Below are 17,169 nucleotides of genomic sequence, written 5' to 3'. Positions count from 1 at the left end.
GGTTGGGCAGGTTGCGTGTTGCGTGTTGCGTGTTGAAAATTATAATCCATATCAGATATCCTTGTCAATCCAATTTTATGATTTATTTAAAATTTTAAGCCTAATGGCATAAAATTTATCCATTCGTATAAATATGCTATAAAAGTATAGTGATTGCAAAAAACCATGCAACTTTTTTTGATGGTTTAATTGTTAACTTTTGTAAAGATTAATGTAATATTATGTCTTAATTACTTGCTTAAAACCGATTTCGGGGAAACTTGGACGGGATTTTAGGCTTTAAAAACCCCTCTCCTCAACTTTTTTGGTTACTAGTTGATGTTATAACTAACGTTAGCGATTTATTGGCGGGATTTTGGCTTTAAAAACCCCGTTCCTCAAAATTTTTTATTCTTTGAGTTTCGGACGTTTTGTTGTTTTGTGGTTGTTTCTATACGGTGAATACGTCCGAGTTAAGAGGGTTGCCGCCAACCCTCTTTACAATCTCCCGCGGCGACCACGCAAGTGGTCACGATGTGACTGCCTTCCGCCTTCGTTCGGTCTTAACGCACCGGCTGTGATTTGTTCCTGACAAAACACAGCCTTGCCAAACATCCCTGTTTGTCATGCTAACCTCTCTCAGTTGTCAGCACGTTGCGAATGTCGCTAAATAAGAAGCACTAAACTAATTTATAAAAATAAACGTTTATTATCAGTAATAGCTGATGTTATAACTAACGTTAGCGATTTATTGGCGGGATTTAGGTTTTAAAAACCCCGTTCCGCAAAATTTTGAGGAACGGGGTTTTTAATTGGCTAATGTATTCTTGGTTGTTAGCTTATTGATGGTACTAAAACTGGTTCTAAATTTTATTAGCGATGATTAAAAGAAGTTTTCATAAATTAATTTGATGCTCATGATGGTTGAAACGGTAATTAACATTGGTCTTATTAATTTTCGTCCTTTAGCTATAACCATTTTTGCCCCTAATCTTGCGCCGATAAATTGGCCAACTAACATAACTAAACCAATTGACCATACTACTTCACCGCCAGCAATAAAGAAGATTAATCCTGCTAAATTAGAGGTAAAATTGAGTACTTTGGTATGAGCGGTTGCTTTAGTTAAATTGAATCCAGCCAGAGTAATATATGCGAGTGCATAGAATGATCCTGCACCGGGCCCAAAAAATCCATCATAAAAGCCAATAATCAACGCAGGAATCAAAGCAAATTGTAAAATTGAAAGCCGACTATTACGATCACTATCTCCGATTGTTGGTGATAGTAGAAAATAAAGTCCTACGCTAATGGTTAATATTGGTAATAATAATTTTAAGAAATCCGCTTGTATATGCATGACTGATAATGTGCCAATAGCGGAACCAATGAATGCACAAGCAATCGCCCATTTTTGCTGTTTTAAATCAACCATACGCTGGCGAATAAAATAGAAACTAGCAGAAAACGAACCGCCACAACTTTGTAATTTATTAGTGGCTAACGCACTAGCTGGTGGTAATCCTACAGCCAGTAGTGCCGGTACCGTTAATAGTCCACCGCCACCAGCAATTGAATCAATAAAGCCTGCTAACGTCGCAATTAAAAAAAGTAAAGCCAGTAATTCGTAACTCATGATTATTTTACATCACTACATTGAGCCCGATAGCGAAGATAATGATCCATTAATACGATAGCGACCATTGCTTCAGCAATAGGCACTGCTCGAATACCGACACAAGGATCATGTCTGCCATGGGTTGAAACTTCAACACTTTCGCCATTAATATTAATTGATTGTCCGGCAATTTCAATACTTGGGGTTGGTTTTAATGCTATGCTGCTAATGATAGTTTGACCCGAACTAATTCCCCCCAAAATACCACCGGCATGATTTGATAAAAATCCTTGCGGAGTTATTTCGTCACGATTTTCACTGCCACGTTTATTAACTGCAGCAAAACCATCACCAATTTCAACCCCTTTTACTGCATTAATGCTCATTAATGCATGGGCAAGATCAGCATCTAATTTATCAAAGACTGGTTCACCTAAACCTACCGGAACATTTTCAGCCACAATGCAGACTTTAGCGCCAACTGAATCGCCCTCTTTTTTGAGCTGTCTTAATAATTGATCAAGTGCTTCTAGTTTACTTTCATCTGGGCAGAAAAAAGGATTTTGATCAACTTGTTGCCAATCATTTAATTGGCACTCGATATCACCCATTTGTGCTAAATAACCACGAATAGTAATACCTAACTTTTCATGTAAATATTTTTTAGCAATAGCACCGGCCGCTACACGCATGGCAGTTTCGCGTGCCGATGATCGACCACCACCACGATAATCCCGAATACCATATTTTTTTTGGTAGGTATAATCGGCGTGACTCGGTCTAAAAATATCTTTTATTTTGCTGTAATCTTGTGAACGTTGGTCGGTGTTTTCAATTAATAATCCGATACTGGTACCGGTAGTCACACCTTCAAATACCCCGGATAGGATTTTTACTTGATCAGCTTCTCGACGTTGCGTAGTGTAACGAGATGAACCAGGACGACGGCGATCAAGATCGTGTTGCATATCGGATTCGCTTAAATTCATTCCTGGTGGCACGCCATCAACAATGCAACCTAATGCAGAACCATGTGATTCACCAAAGGTTGTGACTTTAAATAATTTACCGATTGAATTTCCTGCCATAGTTCTTATTCCAATTTTTTTATTTTATAGTTAATTTATTTAAAATAGTGCTGATAAGTCTTCAAGTCAGCCTGAGTGATTGCAAATACGCCAAATCCACCATGCTCAAAACTGATCCAGTTAAAGGGTACATCTGGATATTGTTGTTGTAAAGACACCCAGCTATTACCAACTTCGCAGACTAATACTCCATCAGGTGTTAGATAGTCACAAGCATCGTGTAAAATTCTTTTTGCTAAGTCTAATCCATCAAATCCTGCTTCGAGTGCTAATTTTGGTTCATATAAAAACTCGTCAGGAAGATCATTCATATCTTCATTATCAACGTAAGGAGGATTAGTCACAATTAGGTCGTATTTTTTGTTCTCTAATTGATTAAATAGATCGGATAAAATTGGTGTAACTTGATATTGCATATCATGCAATTCAATATTAGTTTGAGCGACATCTAATGCTTCTAATGAAATATCGGTAATATCAACTTGAGCATCAGGAAATGCATAAGCACAAGCAATACCAATACACCCACTACCAGTACAGAGATCTAAAATATTTTTTGGTTCACTACTGATTATATCTTTAAACTGATTATTAATCAGTTCACCAATAGGAGAACGTGGGATTAAGACTCTTTCATCAACGTAAAAACTATGACCACAAAACCACGCTTGATTAGTGAGGTAAGGTGTAGGTAAGCGATCATTAATACGTTTGTTGATGATCTCATTTAGTTGTTGTTTTTCATCATTAGTCAGATTTGCGGCATAAAACTCAGGAGGAATAAATAGTGATAAGCCTAGGGTAGCTAAAATAAGTTGTTTAGCTTCATCGATAGGGTTATCGGTGCCATGGCCTAAAAAGATGTCTGATTGACTAAGTTGCGAAGTGGTCCAGCGTATATAATCCTGAACAGTGCGTAAGTTTTCCATAGTAACTCCGAAAGATCGTGGAGAGGAAGAGATTAATCGTCACGTCAGGTCATTAAAGCTGAGGTAAATGCCAAGACCATATTAATAGATTTTGTTGGCAATGCTAAAGAACCTAATGGCTCTTTCCTTCGATGACTGAATAAATATTCATGGCGGTGAGGAAGGGATTCGAACCCTTGATACGTTGCCGTATACACACTTTCCAGGCGTGCTCCTTCAACCACTCGGACACCTCACCTTAATTTAGCCCTGCTTTTTGAAAGCAGGGTGCATACTATAATTATCTGCAAACAATTAATCAAGTGTTAATTCATGTAAACGATGGTTCCGAATACTAATAAAACAGCTAAAATAAGAACCGTTGCAACTAAAGCATATTTTAAATTAATACTCATCATACTTATTCCTTACTTTTTGTTTATAACTACTCAATTGGTTTATCTAAAGAAAGAAATCCACCTCTAACCTTACTAGCTTCAAGATTAGGATAATTTGGTATTAAATCAAGTAAGATTTCGAGTGCCTCATCTAGAAATGCATCAGGCTGTTTATAACCTTTAGGTAGATCTTTTAGTTTAGTAATTGGCGCTAAACCAGCACGGTTTAAACGTTCATTCATTCTTTTTAAATCACGATCATCGTTAGTTTTTTGTTCAGTTTCTCGCTCATTTTTATTTAAAGAAACCACATATTGATCATCTTTTTTATCATTAAACCGCTTAATATCCTCTTCTATATAATTAAATTCAGGATTATTAGCAATTCGAGCTTGATGCTGTGATTTTAAGTTAGCTAATAAAGGTTTAATGTTAGCAACAGTGAGATAATCAGCTGATGGGATTTTATCCCACGGCATGGCATTATCTAAGAATCGTTCCCCCATATCATCGACATATTGGCTTTTTGTCATTTCGATATCAGGTACAACACCTTTTAACTGAGTACTGCCACCATTAATACGGTAAAATTTTTGTACCGTGTATTGTGCACCACCAAGTTCTGGCCATTTAGGGTGTAATCGCGCATCTACAGGATATGAAATGTTACGAGAAGTTTGTACTGTTCCTTTACCATAAGTCGTTTCACCAACAATAACTGCTCGGCCATAATCTTGCATCGCTGCTGAAAAAATTTCTGAGGCTGATGCACTATAACGATTGATCATGACAACAACTGGGCCTGTGTATTCAATACCTTTATTTTTGTCATCGTAAGTGGTGATCTTTTGTAAATTATCCCGTACTTGTACAACTGGACCACTGTCAATAAATAATCCTGTTAATTCAATAACTTCAGCTAATGAACCACCACCGTTATCTCGTAAATCAATAACTAGACCTTGTAGTTTTTCACTATTGGCTTCGAGGATTAATGATTCAACTTTTTTGGTCAAGCCAATATAAAAACTTGGTATTTCAATCACACCGATTTTTCCACGGCTATTATTGATAGTTTTTAATTTAGCTTCACGATCTTCAAAATGAATTTTATCACGAGTGATTTCGATCACTTTCGGTTTACTATTATTACCCGCTGGTAAAATTTCTAATTTTACTACGGTATTTTTAGGTCCACGGATTTTGTCAACAATATCATCTAAACGCCAACCGATGACATCTTCAATAGCAGAATTACTTTGCCCTACACCAATAATTCGGTCACCGACTGATAATAATTTACTTTTTTCAGCAGGGCCGCCAGTAACAAAAGACATAATAACAGTATAATCATCTTGTTGGCTAAGCGTTGCACCAATACCTTCAAAAGATAAACTCATTTCTGAATCAAAATCACGTTTTTTACGTGGCGCTAAATAACTGGTATGCGGGTCAATTTCTCGCGCAAAAGCATTCATAAATACTTGGAAACAATCTTCATTGTTAGATTGAACAATCGTTTTTAATACTCGTTGATAACGTTTAGTTAGAACTTCACGAATTTGGCTTTCATTTTTACCAGTTAAAGATAAATTTAACTCATCATATTTAACTCGTTTATCCCAATATTCATCGAGCTCTTTTTCAGAGGTTGGCCACGCCATATCTTCACGTTTGAAATTTATTTGGTCTTTAGTATTAAAGTCCATAGGACGTTGTAAGACCTGAAGCGCGTATTGATAACGATTGTAGCGTTTTTGCAAGAATAGGTTGTAAATATCGTAAGCGGTTTTTAAATCGCCATCAATCAGTTCTTGTCCCAATTGCTCTTGGCGATCACGGAATTTATTTACATCATCTTGCAGAAAGAGGGTTTTATTACCATCTAATAATTTGAAATAACGATCGAAAATTTTAGCAGAAAAGGCTCCGTCTAACGAAAAGTCACGGTAATGTGACTGGGTAAAAAAGTTGGTCACACGTTTAGCAACCACTTGATGTACTTCGTCTTGCTTTAAAACAGGAATTTGTTCAGTCGCCGGCGTTTTGGCCTGAGCAGTTGTACTAATAATACATAAAATGAGACCGAATTTAACAAAACTTTTCAGTAGCTTATTCATATAAATTCTCTATCTATTAATAATATGCTCAGGTTTAACCATTAACTCCATTCCAGCGCCTACTTTAACTTTGATATGTTCCTTTTCAATTGTAATGATTTGTCCTTTTATTGGTTTATTACCAACATTAACTTTAACAAAATCACCTAATTTCAAAGTACGAGGTTTTCTAGCTGGTTTTGGGGTCGCTTTACGTTTTTGTTTTGCACGTTCTTTAGCTTGTTCTTTGCTTTCTTTCAATTGCTGTTGTGCATGTTCCATTTGTTCTTTGGTGATAACTTCAGTTGGATTACCATTTAAATCAACGCGATGAGCACCTTCTTTTATACTATATAGGTAACGCCAACCCATTGTATAAGCTCTTAATGCAACACGGAGTTTGGTTTTACTAAGTATTTCACTATTTTCAAGATGAGAAAGGATATCTTGAAAGATGCCAATTTTTAAAGGTTTGGCTTCCCCTTCAATTGTAAAACAATTCGGAAACTGTTGAGCTAAATAAATAATAATCTCTTTACTATTCGTTAATTGAAACTTATTTTCCATTGGTTATTCCATTGTAGCAACTAAAATTTTCTGACGTTAGAGTATATATCAGCTTATACAATAACACTAACTATCTTTTTTATGTTTATTAATAAAGGTAATAAAATCCTTAATGCCATTACGCATTAGCCATGAACTAACAATTGTTTGTTCTTCAATAGATAGCTGTTCAAAAGCAGTCATCCAAAGTTGTAGCGGATCTATTGGTGAAACTACGTAAGTCGCACTTTCTTCTTCAAGACATAAAGCTTTTTTCACATCTATCGATAAACTACTTATATGATATTCAAGTGCTTTACCACGAACACCAGATCGTTTTCGAGAAGTCCACTTTTCAGCTCTTGCTTTACGGTTAATCCCTTGCGTTGTTGAAGGCATTCCAGCAACGCTTAATAGTTCTTTGGGAGAGAACCACTCTTTCATTTTAATTACCCTATTTTTAAGAAACAAGAAAAAAATTACAGAAATTAAAGAAACTTTGTTACAATAATAAGAAACAACTTATTAATGATGTTAAAAGTTAAATTATAAACTTACTGGTTTTAATAACATGAAAGCATAACATAGATATTTAATGTTATAAACTACGAAGGAAGAAAAAATGGAAATAAAATCCAACGACTGGCACAAAGCAGATATAATTGCCGCATTAAAAAAGAAAGGTACTACACTGGCTGAATTATCTCGTAAATCAGGTTTGAGCTCATCAACATTAAGCAACGCACTAGTGAGACCGTGGACCAAAGGAGAAACTATTATAGCCAAGGCTCTTAATTTGAAACCTTCGCAAATTTGGCCAAGTCGTTATATTAATTCCATGACAAAACAACCAATTAAGCGAGTTTTAAGAAAAAAACGAGACGATAAAGGATAAAACAATAACTAGAGATAAACATCTTATCCACTTTTTAAAAAATGGAAACATAAAGAAACAAAAATGTTTCCATATATTCATTTTATCCTTTTATATCAATTAGTAAGGTTAATTATTATTATTGAAATTTATGATTCGGTCATTTTCTACAACAGTAAAGCTATGCTATGATTAGCTATCTTTTGTTATAAATCATAAATTAATAGGCAAGAATCCATGAAAAATCTTAGTAAAATTTTGGTCGTTCTTTTTTCAATATTGGCATTAGCAGCATGTTCACAAAAAAATTATTTTGAACAAGGAGCCCCTCTAAGTCACGAAAAAGTGAATAAAATAGTAGAAGGTTCGACCACTGAAACACAGCTTTTACATATTTTTGGTGAACCAACAGCTAAAACCGTTATTAATAGCAATGAGACTAAATGGACTTATAAATATCTTAAAAAGAGTTCAACGAATAATGTTTTATTAGGTGAAACGCAATATGATATTGTCGAAGGTACTTTAGAAGTCATTGTTAACCAAGGTGTAGTTACTTGGTTTAATTATGATCAAAATAATAAACAGAAAAAATGGTAATTCTCATTACTGATTAAGTAAGGCACATCAAATTGATGTGCTTTTTAGTTTATGTTCTCTAAACCACATAGAATAGTTAAACTTACTTATTCATCAAACGTCAATTTTCTTATACTCAAATTAATGCTTTTGCACAGATTGTAACCATAATCCCTATTCTGTTCTGGACAAAAATAACCATTAGGTTATACTTTTTGTCGAAATTAACCAGACAATCGCTGCTTTGTTGTAGTCCTTTGCAAAAGGGAGACAAACAGAGGGGAGGAAAGTCCGGGCTCCATAGGGCAGAGTGCCAGGTAACGCCTGGGGGGTTTTGGCGCGAGCTAAAATTCACGACTAGTGCAACAGAGAGTATACCGCCGATGGCTTAGTAATAAGATCAGGTAAGGGTGAAAGGGTGCGGTAAGAGCGCACCGCGCAACTGGTAACAGTTGTGGCACGGTAAACTCCACTCGGAGCAAGGTCAAATAGGGATTCATTGGCGCGGCCCGCGTTGAATCCGGGTAGACTGCTTGAGCTAATGCGTGAGTATTAGCCTAGAGGAATGATTGTCCACGACAGAACCCGGCTTATCGGTTAATTTCGCTCTTTTACTTTTCTGTTGTATCTTGTTTCACTTGCTTTTTATTATTCAACCAACGTTTAAATGCTAGCCAAATTGTAAAAAGCAAACCTAATAGCAATAAAATTACCGGTATTAACATAAGCAATGACATGATTTGCTTTTCATAGGTTTTGAAAATCGGCGATAAGCCGAATAGATAACCTAATGTAACAATTAAGAAAATCCATAATGTCGCACTAATCCAGTTATAGATATGAAACTTGCGACTATGTAAACCTGATAATCCCGCCATCATTGGTAATAAAGTACGCACAAATGCAATAAATCGTCCGATAAATAAGGCTTGTAATCCGTATTTATGAAATAAAACTTCTGATTTACGATGATATTTTTCGGGTAAATGCGCCATCCAATTTTGCACAATTTTGGTATTGCCAAGCCAGCGCCCCTGCGCATAACCAAGCCATGTACCAAATGCGGCACCTGCAATTAGAATTAAGTTTATTAAACCAAAATGAAAAACATTTTGACTAATTAATACGCCAGTTAGAAACAATAAACTATCACCCGGTAAAAAGGCTGCTGGTAACACACCATTTTCTAATAAAATGATAACAAAAAGCATGCCATATAATATCCATAACACATTCGGATTTGAGAGTGTTGCAAGATCCATATGAACAAATGCTTGATAGAGTGTAATGATTGTATCCATTTAGCTTAATTTCTCATTAATGTATTATTATTAGTGGTTAATAGTACCACCTACCGTTAAATTATTCACTTTTAAAGTCGGTTGGCCAACACCAACCGGTACACTTTGCCCGGCTTTACCACAAACGCCAACACCTGAATCTAATTCTAGATCATTCCCTACCATTGAAATCTGTTGCATAGTTTCAATACCAGAACCAATAAGTGTTGCACCTTTAACTGGCATAGTAATTTTACCTTTTTCAATTAAATAAGCTTCTGAAGTTGAAAAAACAAATTTACCTGAAGTTATATCAACTTGACCACCAGCAAAGTTAGGGGCATATAAACCATAATCAACACTTTGAATAATATCATCAAAGCTCGATGTCCCGGCAAGCATATAGGTATTTGTCATTCTAGGCATTGGTAAATATGCGTAACCTTCACGACGACCATTGCCAGTCGAAGAACAATTCATTAATTTTGCATTGAGCTTATCAAACATATAACCTTTTAAAATACCATTTTCAATTAATACCGTTTTTTGGCTAGGTGTGCCTTCATCATCAATAGAAAGCGAACCACGACGATTAGCGATGGTACCGTCATCAACTATAGTACAAAGTTCTGAAGTAACTTGCTGACCAATTTTACCGGAAAATACCGAGCTATTTTTACGATTAAAGTCACCTTCTAATCCATGACCAACTGCTTCATGTAGTAATACGCCGGGCCAACCTGAGCCTAACACCACCGGCATTGTGCCTGCAGGTGCTGGCTTAGCTGAAAGTAATACTAAAGCCTGTCGCACCGCTTCGCGAGTATAACTATCGATATGGCTTTCACCAGTTTTAACGTTAGTTGTTAAAAAATAGTCATAACCAAATCGGCCACCACCACCACTGCTACCTCGTTCACGTTTACCATCTTGTTCCACTAGAACAGATACCGATAAGCGAACTAATGGACGAACATCAGCACTTAAGGTTCCATCAGTAGCTGCGATTAAGATATCTTCATAACTACCAATTAAGCTTGCCGATACTTCAATTACTCTTGAATCGATCGATCGGGCTAATTTATCCACTTGCTGTAATATGGCAATCTTTTGTTCCTGAGCAAAACTGTTTATTGGATTTATCGAAGGATAGAGCGTGATATCTTGCGCCGTTTTAAAAGGTGTAACTGCTATAGGTGTTTGCTGTTTAGTAATTGAATTAGCGGCCAATACACTCTGTTCCAAGCGAGCTAATGACAATTGATCGGTATAAGCAAATCCAGTTTTTTCACCAATAATTGCTCGCACACCAACACCTTGATCACGATGGAAAGAAGCATTTTTGATTATACTATCTTCAAGTGACCAACTTTCATAATAACCGGATAGAAAATATAAATCACCAAAATCAATTTTTCTTGAACTTAACATATCAAGTAAATTCGCTATATTTTGTTGATTTAAGTTATTTGGGTGGAGTAACCTTTCACTCACTTGAGTTACTTTCATAAATTCCTTAATTTATTGATAAAAAATAAAAAATGTTTTTCTGACAATCACTTATCAATTAGGTTTTACCTATTTTTATGGTTAATACAGTTAAACTAATCACATAAGTACAACATCATACTGTTCTTGTATATACAGTGGTTCAACTTTTACTTCAACTCGTTTGCCTACAAAGACTTCAACTTCGGCTAAAGCATGAGACTCGTCATTGGTCAGTGCATTGGCTACTGCGGCAGATGCATAAACTAAGAAGTACTCAGAGCGATGAGCTTTATAAACACGAACAATCTCACGCAATATTTCATTACATACTGTTTCGACAGATTTAACAATACCACGACCTTTACAAGATGGACATTCTTCACAAAGAATATGGCCAATACTTTCACGCGTACGTTTACGTGTCATTTCGACTAATCCTAAACCAGAGAAAGTATTAACAGATGTTCGTGCTCGATCTTTAGCTAAAAAATCTTGTAAAGATTGTAATACCCGTTCACGATGAATATCTTCTTGCATATCGATAAAATCGATAATAATAATGCCACCTAAATTACGTAATCTTAATTGGCGGGCAATGGCAATCGTTGCTTCAATATTGGTGTTGAAAATGGTTTCTTCTAAATTACGATGGCCGACAAATGCACCGGTATTAATATCAATGGTAGTCATGGCTTCGGTTTGATCAATAATCAAATAACCACCAGATTTTAATTTAACTTTTCTATCTAGCGCTCTTTGAATTTCATTTTCAATATCATACAGATCAAAAATTGGAATATTGCCACGATAATGGGTTAGTTTGCTAGTTACTTCAGGCATAAATTCCTGAGTAAATTCAACTAACAAGTCATAAGTTAATTTTGAGTCAACTAATATACGTTCGATTGGATCACCAACAAAATCTCGTAATACTCGTTGCGATAAAGCTAGCTCTCCATATACTAAATTTTTACTAACCGGACGAGCCATTCTTTCTTGAATTTTTGTCCAGAGCCGTTTTAAAAAATTAGCATCTTGTTCAAGCTCATGGGCATTTGCCCCTTCTGCAGCTGTTCTTACAATAAAACCGCCTTCATCAGAGACATACTGCTCAACGATTTTTTTCAGCCTTTCTCGCTCTTCTTCAGATTCAATTCGTTGTGATGTAGCAACATGGGTCGAATTTGGCCCCGGCATTAAAACTAAATACCGTGAAGGTAATGTAATGTCAGTGGTCAACCTAGCTCCTTTAGTTCCTAAAGGATCTTTAACCACCTGAACCATTAAGTCTTGACCTTGGCGAACCAGTTCAGAAATATCTTTAACTTGAAATTGTTCTTGATCACTATCAGAGACACATTCAGTATGTGGCATAATATCTGAAGCATGCAAAAAAGCAGCTTTTTCAAGACCAATATCTACAAAAGCGGCCTGCATACCAGGTAAGATACGAATCACTTTTCCTTTATAAATATTGCCAACAATTCCTCGGCGCGATTCACGATCAACATGGATCTCTTGTAAAATACCGTCTTCAATATAAGCAACACGAGTCTCTGAAGGCGTCACATTCATTAATAATTCAACAGACATAATGATTCCTTTTTAATTGATAGCAAAGTTCCGTCTTATTATTCGTAAAAATAGATAAATCACTATCCATAATACCCCATCAACACAACTAGATATTAAAATTAAAGGCGAAATCGTTATGGTGTGATAAATAGTAACCTGAAATAAAAATATTAAAAAATTGTAACAAAGTGATACAACAAAGATAACAATTGCTTGCTGCCAGAGCGCTAAATTACGAATCAACTGAAATTTAAACAGCAGCAAGTAAGCTATACAGGAAAAAATAAACGCATGAATACCAAGAATAGATCCGGAAAATAGATCCAAGACGATGCCTAATATAAAGGCCATCCCCATTCCAATACGATGAGGAAGCGCTATTAACCAATACGCCATGATTAACATTAATAAATGCGGTTTAAGCATATTATAATCAGCTGACCATGGAACAATCTGTAAACATAAGCCTATCAACAGTGTTAACCAAATAATCAAAATACTAAATCGACTATTCCCCCTCATGTTTTACTCCTTGTTCGCCCCATAGTAATAATAAATAGCGTAAACGTTTTAAATCCGCTGTAGGTGTAGCAGAAATAATTGGGGTTGAATCACTAATATCAAGTTTGACTGAGCTTACCACAGCCACTGGATAGCCTTCAGGGAAGCGACCATCAAGTCCAGAAGTAACTAAAACATCACCAACTTTGATATCAACATTATTAGGTAAAAAATCAAGGGTTAAATCATTACTACATCCATTACCAACTGCTACCATAGAAATATCATTTCTTAGTACTTGCACAGGGATTGCATGTTGATAATCACAAACTAATATCGCACGGCTGGTTGATTGAGCCGTTTGATAAATTTGTCCAACAATTCCTTTCTCATCTACGACTGGTTGACCAACATAAACACCATTATTTTTTCCTTTATTGATCACAACTTGGTAAACATAAGGATCAGTATCAGCTAATAAAACTTGAGCAGCCATTTTGTGTTCATCATGTCTTAATGGAGAACCTAATAATCCTCTTAGGCGATCATTTTCATGTTTCAAATGTTCAAGTAGTAGTAGATCACTTTTCTGTTGCATTAACGTTTCTTGCAATTTGCTATTTTCATTAACTAACGCTTCTTGTGTTTTTGACATTTCATAAAGAGAGTCAAATGATGATTTTGGTGCGTTTGAAACATTATAAAGTGGTGAAATTATGGTATCTAAATAATAACGAATCTCTTTAAAAGGACGATAATTAATATCTAATACCATTAGCGTCAGAGCAAGTGTTAGCGCAATAAATAGTTGTACACTCAGAGGCGAACGTTTAGAAAAAAGTAATTTCATTGTTCAGTATTTACCTGTTATATACTAAGTAGTTAACTATTCTAATATATGACTCCGCCGACAATGTCGGCGGATAAAATGAAATAGTTGGTTACTTATTAGTAATTATTTAACGTTATTCTTCACTAAAGAGATCACCACCATGCATATCAACCATATCAAGTGCTTTACCACCACCACGCGCTACGCAAGTTAGAGGATCTTCAGCGACAACAACATGGATACCAGTTTCAGCCGATAACAATTTATCAATATTACGCAATAATGCACCGCCACCGGTTAATACCATACCATGCTCAGAAATATCTGAAGCAAGTTCTGGTGGACATTGTTCAAGTGCTACTTTAACCGCGCTAACAATACCACTTAATGGTTCTTGCAACGCTTCTAATATTTCATTTGAATTTAAGGTAAAGCTACGTGGTACACCTTCGGCTAAATTACGGCCCCGCACTTCAATTTCAAGTACTTCATCACCTGGATAAGCGCTACCAATAAAGTGCTTAATTTTTTCAGCGGTTGCTTCACCAATTAATGCACCATAATTACGACGAACATAATTGATAATTGCTTCATCAAAGCGGTCACCACCAATACGTGCCGACGCGGAATAAACCACACCATTTAACGAAATAACGGCAACTTCAGTTGTACCACCACCGATATCAACCACCATTGAGCCAGTCGGTGCTGAAACAGGTAAATCAGCGCCAATAGCTGCAGCCATTGGTTCTTCAATTAAGTAAACTTCACGTGCGCCAGCACCTAATGCTGATTCACGAATAGCCCTGCGTTCAACTTGTGTAGCACCTACAGGCACACAAACTAGTACACGCGGACTTGGTCTTAAAAAACTATGGCTATGAACTTGTCGAATAAAGTACTGTAACATTTTTTCAGTTACGGAAAAGTCTGCAATTACACCATCTTTCATTGGTCTAATCGCTGCAATATTACCAGGTGTTCGTCCTAGCATCTGTTTCGCAGCATGGCCAACTGCAGCAACACTTTTAGGTGTTCCAGAGCGATCTTGACGAATGGCAACAACTGAAGGTTCGTTAAGCACAATGCCTTGCCCTTTAACATAAATAAGAGTATTGGCTGTACCTAAATCAATCGATAAATCATTTGAAAACAAGCCGCGAACTTTTTTGAACATAATAAAAACTCTTCCTAGAATTAATCTTGTTTGAATATATTTGAGTATTCAGAAGCAAACTAAGGCATCTACAAAATATATATATTTCTATATTTTATCCGATAAATAAGAGATTTTTTAGCAGATAAAAACCACAGCTAGCTTCAATAATAATTAAGGGTTACTATTGTATCGCAATTCTAAAATAATACCTAGAAAATAGTATAACAAGTGTTTGTAAAGGAGATATATAATGACAAATTACGATTTACAGTGTATCCTTCCGCGTTAATGTTGAGTTACAAACTTAGTATCGTATTAAAAGGTAACTTTTAAGGTATTAAGTATGCATTAAAATAATTGTTATTTATATCAAATAAACACGGTGTAATTCATGGATATACGCAAAATTAAAAAGTTAATTGAATTAGTAGAAGAGTCAGGTATTTCTGAACTTGAAATTTCTGAAGGTGAAGAATCAGTTCGAATTAGTCGTTCTATGCCTGCGGCAAACTATTCTGCGCCAGTGCAAAATATTCAAATTCCTCAACCAGCTCCTGTTGTGGTTGCTCCAACTGTTGAAGCAGAAGTCATCGCAGATACCAATACAATTAATGGTACCACAATAAAATCACCAATGGTTGGTACATTTTATCGTACCCCTAGTCCGGAATCGAAAGCATTTGTTGAAGTCGGCCAATCGGTAAATGTTGGTGATGTACTTTGCATTGTTGAAGCGATGAAAATGATGAACCAAATTGAATCAGAAAAAGCAGGGACTATTAAAGCTATTTTAGTTGAAAATGGTCAACCAGTTGAATTCGATCAACCGCTATTCATTATTGAATAATCAGAAATTATTTATTAACTTAGACGATTAAGAGATTGAATATGCTTGATAAAATTCTTATTGCTAACCGCGGAGAAATTGCTCTTCGCATCTTACGAGCATGTAAAGAACTTGGAATTAAAACTGTCGCTGTTCACTCTTCGGCAGATAAAGATTTAAAACATGTTTTACTTGCAGACGAAACGGTTTGCATTGGTCCAGCAGCTTCTGCAAAAAGTTATCTTAATATCCCAGCCTTAATTTCTGCTGCCGAAGTAACTGGCGCAGCCGCTATTCATCCAGGATATGGTTTTTTATCTGAAAATGCTGACTTTGCTGAACAAGTCGAACGTTCTGGCTTTATATTTATTGGTCCAAAACCAGATACTATTCGCTTAATGGGCGATAAAGTATCGGCAATTGAAGCGATGAGAAAAGCCGGTGTACCATGTGTTCCTGGTTCTGATGGTCCACTTGGTAGCAATATGGATACCAACAAACAGATTGCAAAGAAAATTGGTTATCCAGTGATTATTAAAGCATCTGGCGGTGGTGGTGGCCGCGGAATGCGTATTGTTCGAGAAGAAAAAGACCTCGAACAATCAATCAAAATGACTAAGCTGGAAGCAAAAACAGCGTTTAATAATGACATGGTTTATATGGAAAAATTCCTTGAAAACCCTCGTCATATTGAAATTCAAGTACTATCTGATGGTCAAGGTCATGCCGTTTACTTAGGTGAGCGTGACTGTTCAATGCAACGACGCCATCAAAAAGTAGTTGAAGAAGCACCGGCTGTCGGCATCACACCGAAAATGCGTAAATTTATCGGCGAACGTTGTGTAAATGCATGTATTGAGATTGGTTATCGTGGTGCAGGTACTTTTGAATTTTTATTTGAAAATGGTGAATTCTATTTCATTGAAATGAATACCCGTATTCAAGTAGAACATCCAGTTACTGAAATGGTGACAGGCGTTGATCTAATTCGTGAGCAGATTCTTATTGCTGCAGGACAACCTTTATCTATCAAGCAAGACGATATTGAAATTAAAGGTCATGCCATTGAATGTCGAATAAATGCTGAAGATCCAAAAACGTTTATGCCATCTCCGGGTAAAATCACTCGCTTCCATGCTCCAGGTGGGTTTGGTATTCGTTGGGAATCTCATATTTATGCTGGTTATGCGGTTCCGCCTTATTATGATTCAATGATTGGTAAGTTAATCGCTTATGGAGAGACCCGAGAAGTCGCCATCGCCCGCATGAAAAATGCATTAGCAGAACTGGTTATCGATGGAATAAAAACCAATATCGAACTTCATATAGAAATTATGAATGATGAAGGCTTCATGAAAGGTGGCACAAACATTCATTATTTAGAAAAGAAATTAGGTATTTATGAGTAAAAATAAG

17 protein-coding genes, 1 tRNA gene and 1 other RNA gene are annotated in these 17,169 nt (G+C 36.1%); 5 read left to right on the top strand and 14 right to left on the bottom strand.

The window, feature by feature from the left end:
• Positions 1-862: 862 nt before the first annotated feature.
• The 8 genes from H3U97_RS00320 to H3U97_RS00285 all read right to left on the bottom strand — a co-directional run bounded on the left by H3U97_RS00320 (position 863) and on the right by H3U97_RS00285 (position 7,080).
• A complete protein-coding gene (locus H3U97_RS00320) occupies positions 863-1,615 on the bottom strand; it encodes a TSUP family transporter (protein ID WP_065650772.1) in 753 nt (250 codons plus the stop codon).
• A 2-nt stretch (positions 1,616-1,617) separates the two neighbouring features.
• Complete coding sequence (gene aroC, locus H3U97_RS00315; protein WP_198197488.1) at positions 1,618-2,685, bottom strand: chorismate synthase; 1,068 nt, start codon at positions 2,683-2,685, stop codon at positions 1,618-1,620.
• Positions 2,686-2,720: 35 nt separating this feature from the next.
• The gene (prmB, locus tag H3U97_RS00310; RefSeq protein WP_198197486.1) at positions 2,721-3,614 is read right to left on the bottom strand and encodes a 50S ribosomal protein L3 N(5)-glutamine methyltransferase; all 894 of its coding nucleotides are present in this window, start codon (positions 3,612-3,614) and stop codon (positions 2,721-2,723) included.
• A 150-nt stretch (positions 3,615-3,764) separates the two neighbouring features.
• A tRNA-Ser gene (locus tag H3U97_RS00305) sits at positions 3,765-3,852 on the bottom strand.
• A gap of 67 nt (positions 3,853-3,919) precedes the next feature.
• Entirely contained in the window at positions 3,920-4,009 is a 90-nt protein-coding gene (locus H3U97_RS11495) for a YnhF family membrane protein (RefSeq protein ID WP_108720847.1), read from the bottom strand.
• 29 nt (positions 4,010-4,038) lie between these two features.
• A complete protein-coding gene (gene prc, locus H3U97_RS00295) occupies positions 4,039-6,111 on the bottom strand; it encodes a carboxy terminal-processing peptidase (RefSeq protein ID WP_198197482.1) in 2,073 nt (690 codons plus the stop codon).
• Positions 6,112-6,120: 9 nt separating this feature from the next.
• Positions 6,121-6,657, bottom strand: coding sequence for an RNA chaperone ProQ (gene proQ / locus H3U97_RS00290; RefSeq protein ID WP_065578570.1), 537 nt, complete (start codon positions 6,655-6,657; stop codon positions 6,121-6,123).
• A gap of 66 nt (positions 6,658-6,723) precedes the next feature.
• Entirely contained in the window at positions 6,724-7,080 is a 357-nt protein-coding gene (locus H3U97_RS00285; RefSeq protein ID WP_086357542.1) for a DNA-binding protein, read from the bottom strand.
• A 178-nt stretch (positions 7,081-7,258) separates the two neighbouring features.
• On the opposite strand from H3U97_RS00285, the gene H3U97_RS00280 reads away from it, so the two are divergent.
• From H3U97_RS00280 to rnpB, 3 genes are all read left to right on the top strand, one after another.
• The gene (locus H3U97_RS00280) at positions 7,259-7,531 is read left to right on the top strand and encodes a helix-turn-helix transcriptional regulator (protein ID WP_065578568.1); all 273 of its coding nucleotides are present in this window, start codon (positions 7,259-7,261) and stop codon (positions 7,529-7,531) included.
• Between the two features lie 216 nt (positions 7,532-7,747).
• Entirely contained in the window at positions 7,748-8,110 is a 363-nt protein-coding gene (locus tag H3U97_RS00275; protein ID WP_065578567.1) for a hypothetical protein, read from the top strand.
• Between the two features lie 199 nt (positions 8,111-8,309).
• Positions 8,310-8,698: RNase P RNA component class A (rnpB, locus tag H3U97_RS00270), an RNA gene on the top strand.
• A gap of 2 nt (positions 8,699-8,700) precedes the next feature.
• Here the strand turns inward: rnpB and H3U97_RS00265 are convergent.
• From H3U97_RS00265 to H3U97_RS00240, 6 genes are all read right to left on the bottom strand, one after another.
• Entirely contained in the window at positions 8,701-9,390 is a 690-nt protein-coding gene (locus H3U97_RS00265; RefSeq protein ID WP_065578566.1) for a DedA family protein, read from the bottom strand.
• Positions 9,391-9,420: 30 nt separating this feature from the next.
• Positions 9,421-10,878, bottom strand: a complete 1,458-nt coding sequence (gene tldD / locus H3U97_RS00260; protein WP_198197480.1) for a metalloprotease TldD — start codon at positions 10,876-10,878, stop codon at positions 9,421-9,423.
• 99 nt (positions 10,879-10,977) lie between these two features.
• Complete coding sequence (rng, locus tag H3U97_RS00255) at positions 10,978-12,453, bottom strand: ribonuclease G (protein ID WP_065578564.1); 1,476 nt, start codon at positions 12,451-12,453, stop codon at positions 10,978-10,980.
• 12 nt (positions 12,454-12,465) lie between these two features.
• The gene (mreD, locus tag H3U97_RS00250; protein ID WP_065614507.1) at positions 12,466-12,957 is read right to left on the bottom strand and encodes a rod shape-determining protein MreD; all 492 of its coding nucleotides are present in this window, start codon (positions 12,955-12,957) and stop codon (positions 12,466-12,468) included.
• Positions 12,944-13,786 (bottom strand): rod shape-determining protein MreC, encoded by an 843-nt coding sequence (mreC, locus tag H3U97_RS00245; RefSeq protein ID WP_065650768.1) that lies wholly within the window; start codon positions 13,784-13,786, stop codon positions 12,944-12,946. Before mreC ends, mreD begins: the two co-directional genes overlap by 14 nt.
• 115 nt (positions 13,787-13,901) lie before the next feature.
• Entirely contained in the window at positions 13,902-14,945 is a 1,044-nt protein-coding gene (locus tag H3U97_RS00240) for a rod shape-determining protein (protein ID WP_065562215.1), read from the bottom strand.
• A 373-nt stretch (positions 14,946-15,318) separates the two neighbouring features.
• Between H3U97_RS00240 and accB the strand changes: the two genes are divergently transcribed.
• A complete protein-coding gene (accB, locus tag H3U97_RS00235) occupies positions 15,319-15,774 on the top strand; it encodes an acetyl-CoA carboxylase biotin carboxyl carrier protein (protein WP_065578561.1) in 456 nt (151 codons plus the stop codon).
• 41 nt (positions 15,775-15,815) lie between these two features.
• Positions 15,816-17,162, top strand: a complete 1,347-nt coding sequence (gene accC / locus H3U97_RS00230) for an acetyl-CoA carboxylase biotin carboxylase subunit (protein ID WP_198197478.1) — start codon at positions 15,816-15,818, stop codon at positions 17,160-17,162.
• Positions 17,163-17,169 lie beyond the last annotated feature (7 nt).

It is taken from the genome of Gilliamella sp. W8128, assembly GCF_016100545.1.
Lineage (GTDB): Bacteria > Pseudomonadota > Gammaproteobacteria > Enterobacterales > Orbaceae > Gilliamella > Gilliamella apis.
This window is presented reverse-complemented; position numbering and strand designations above follow the sequence as displayed.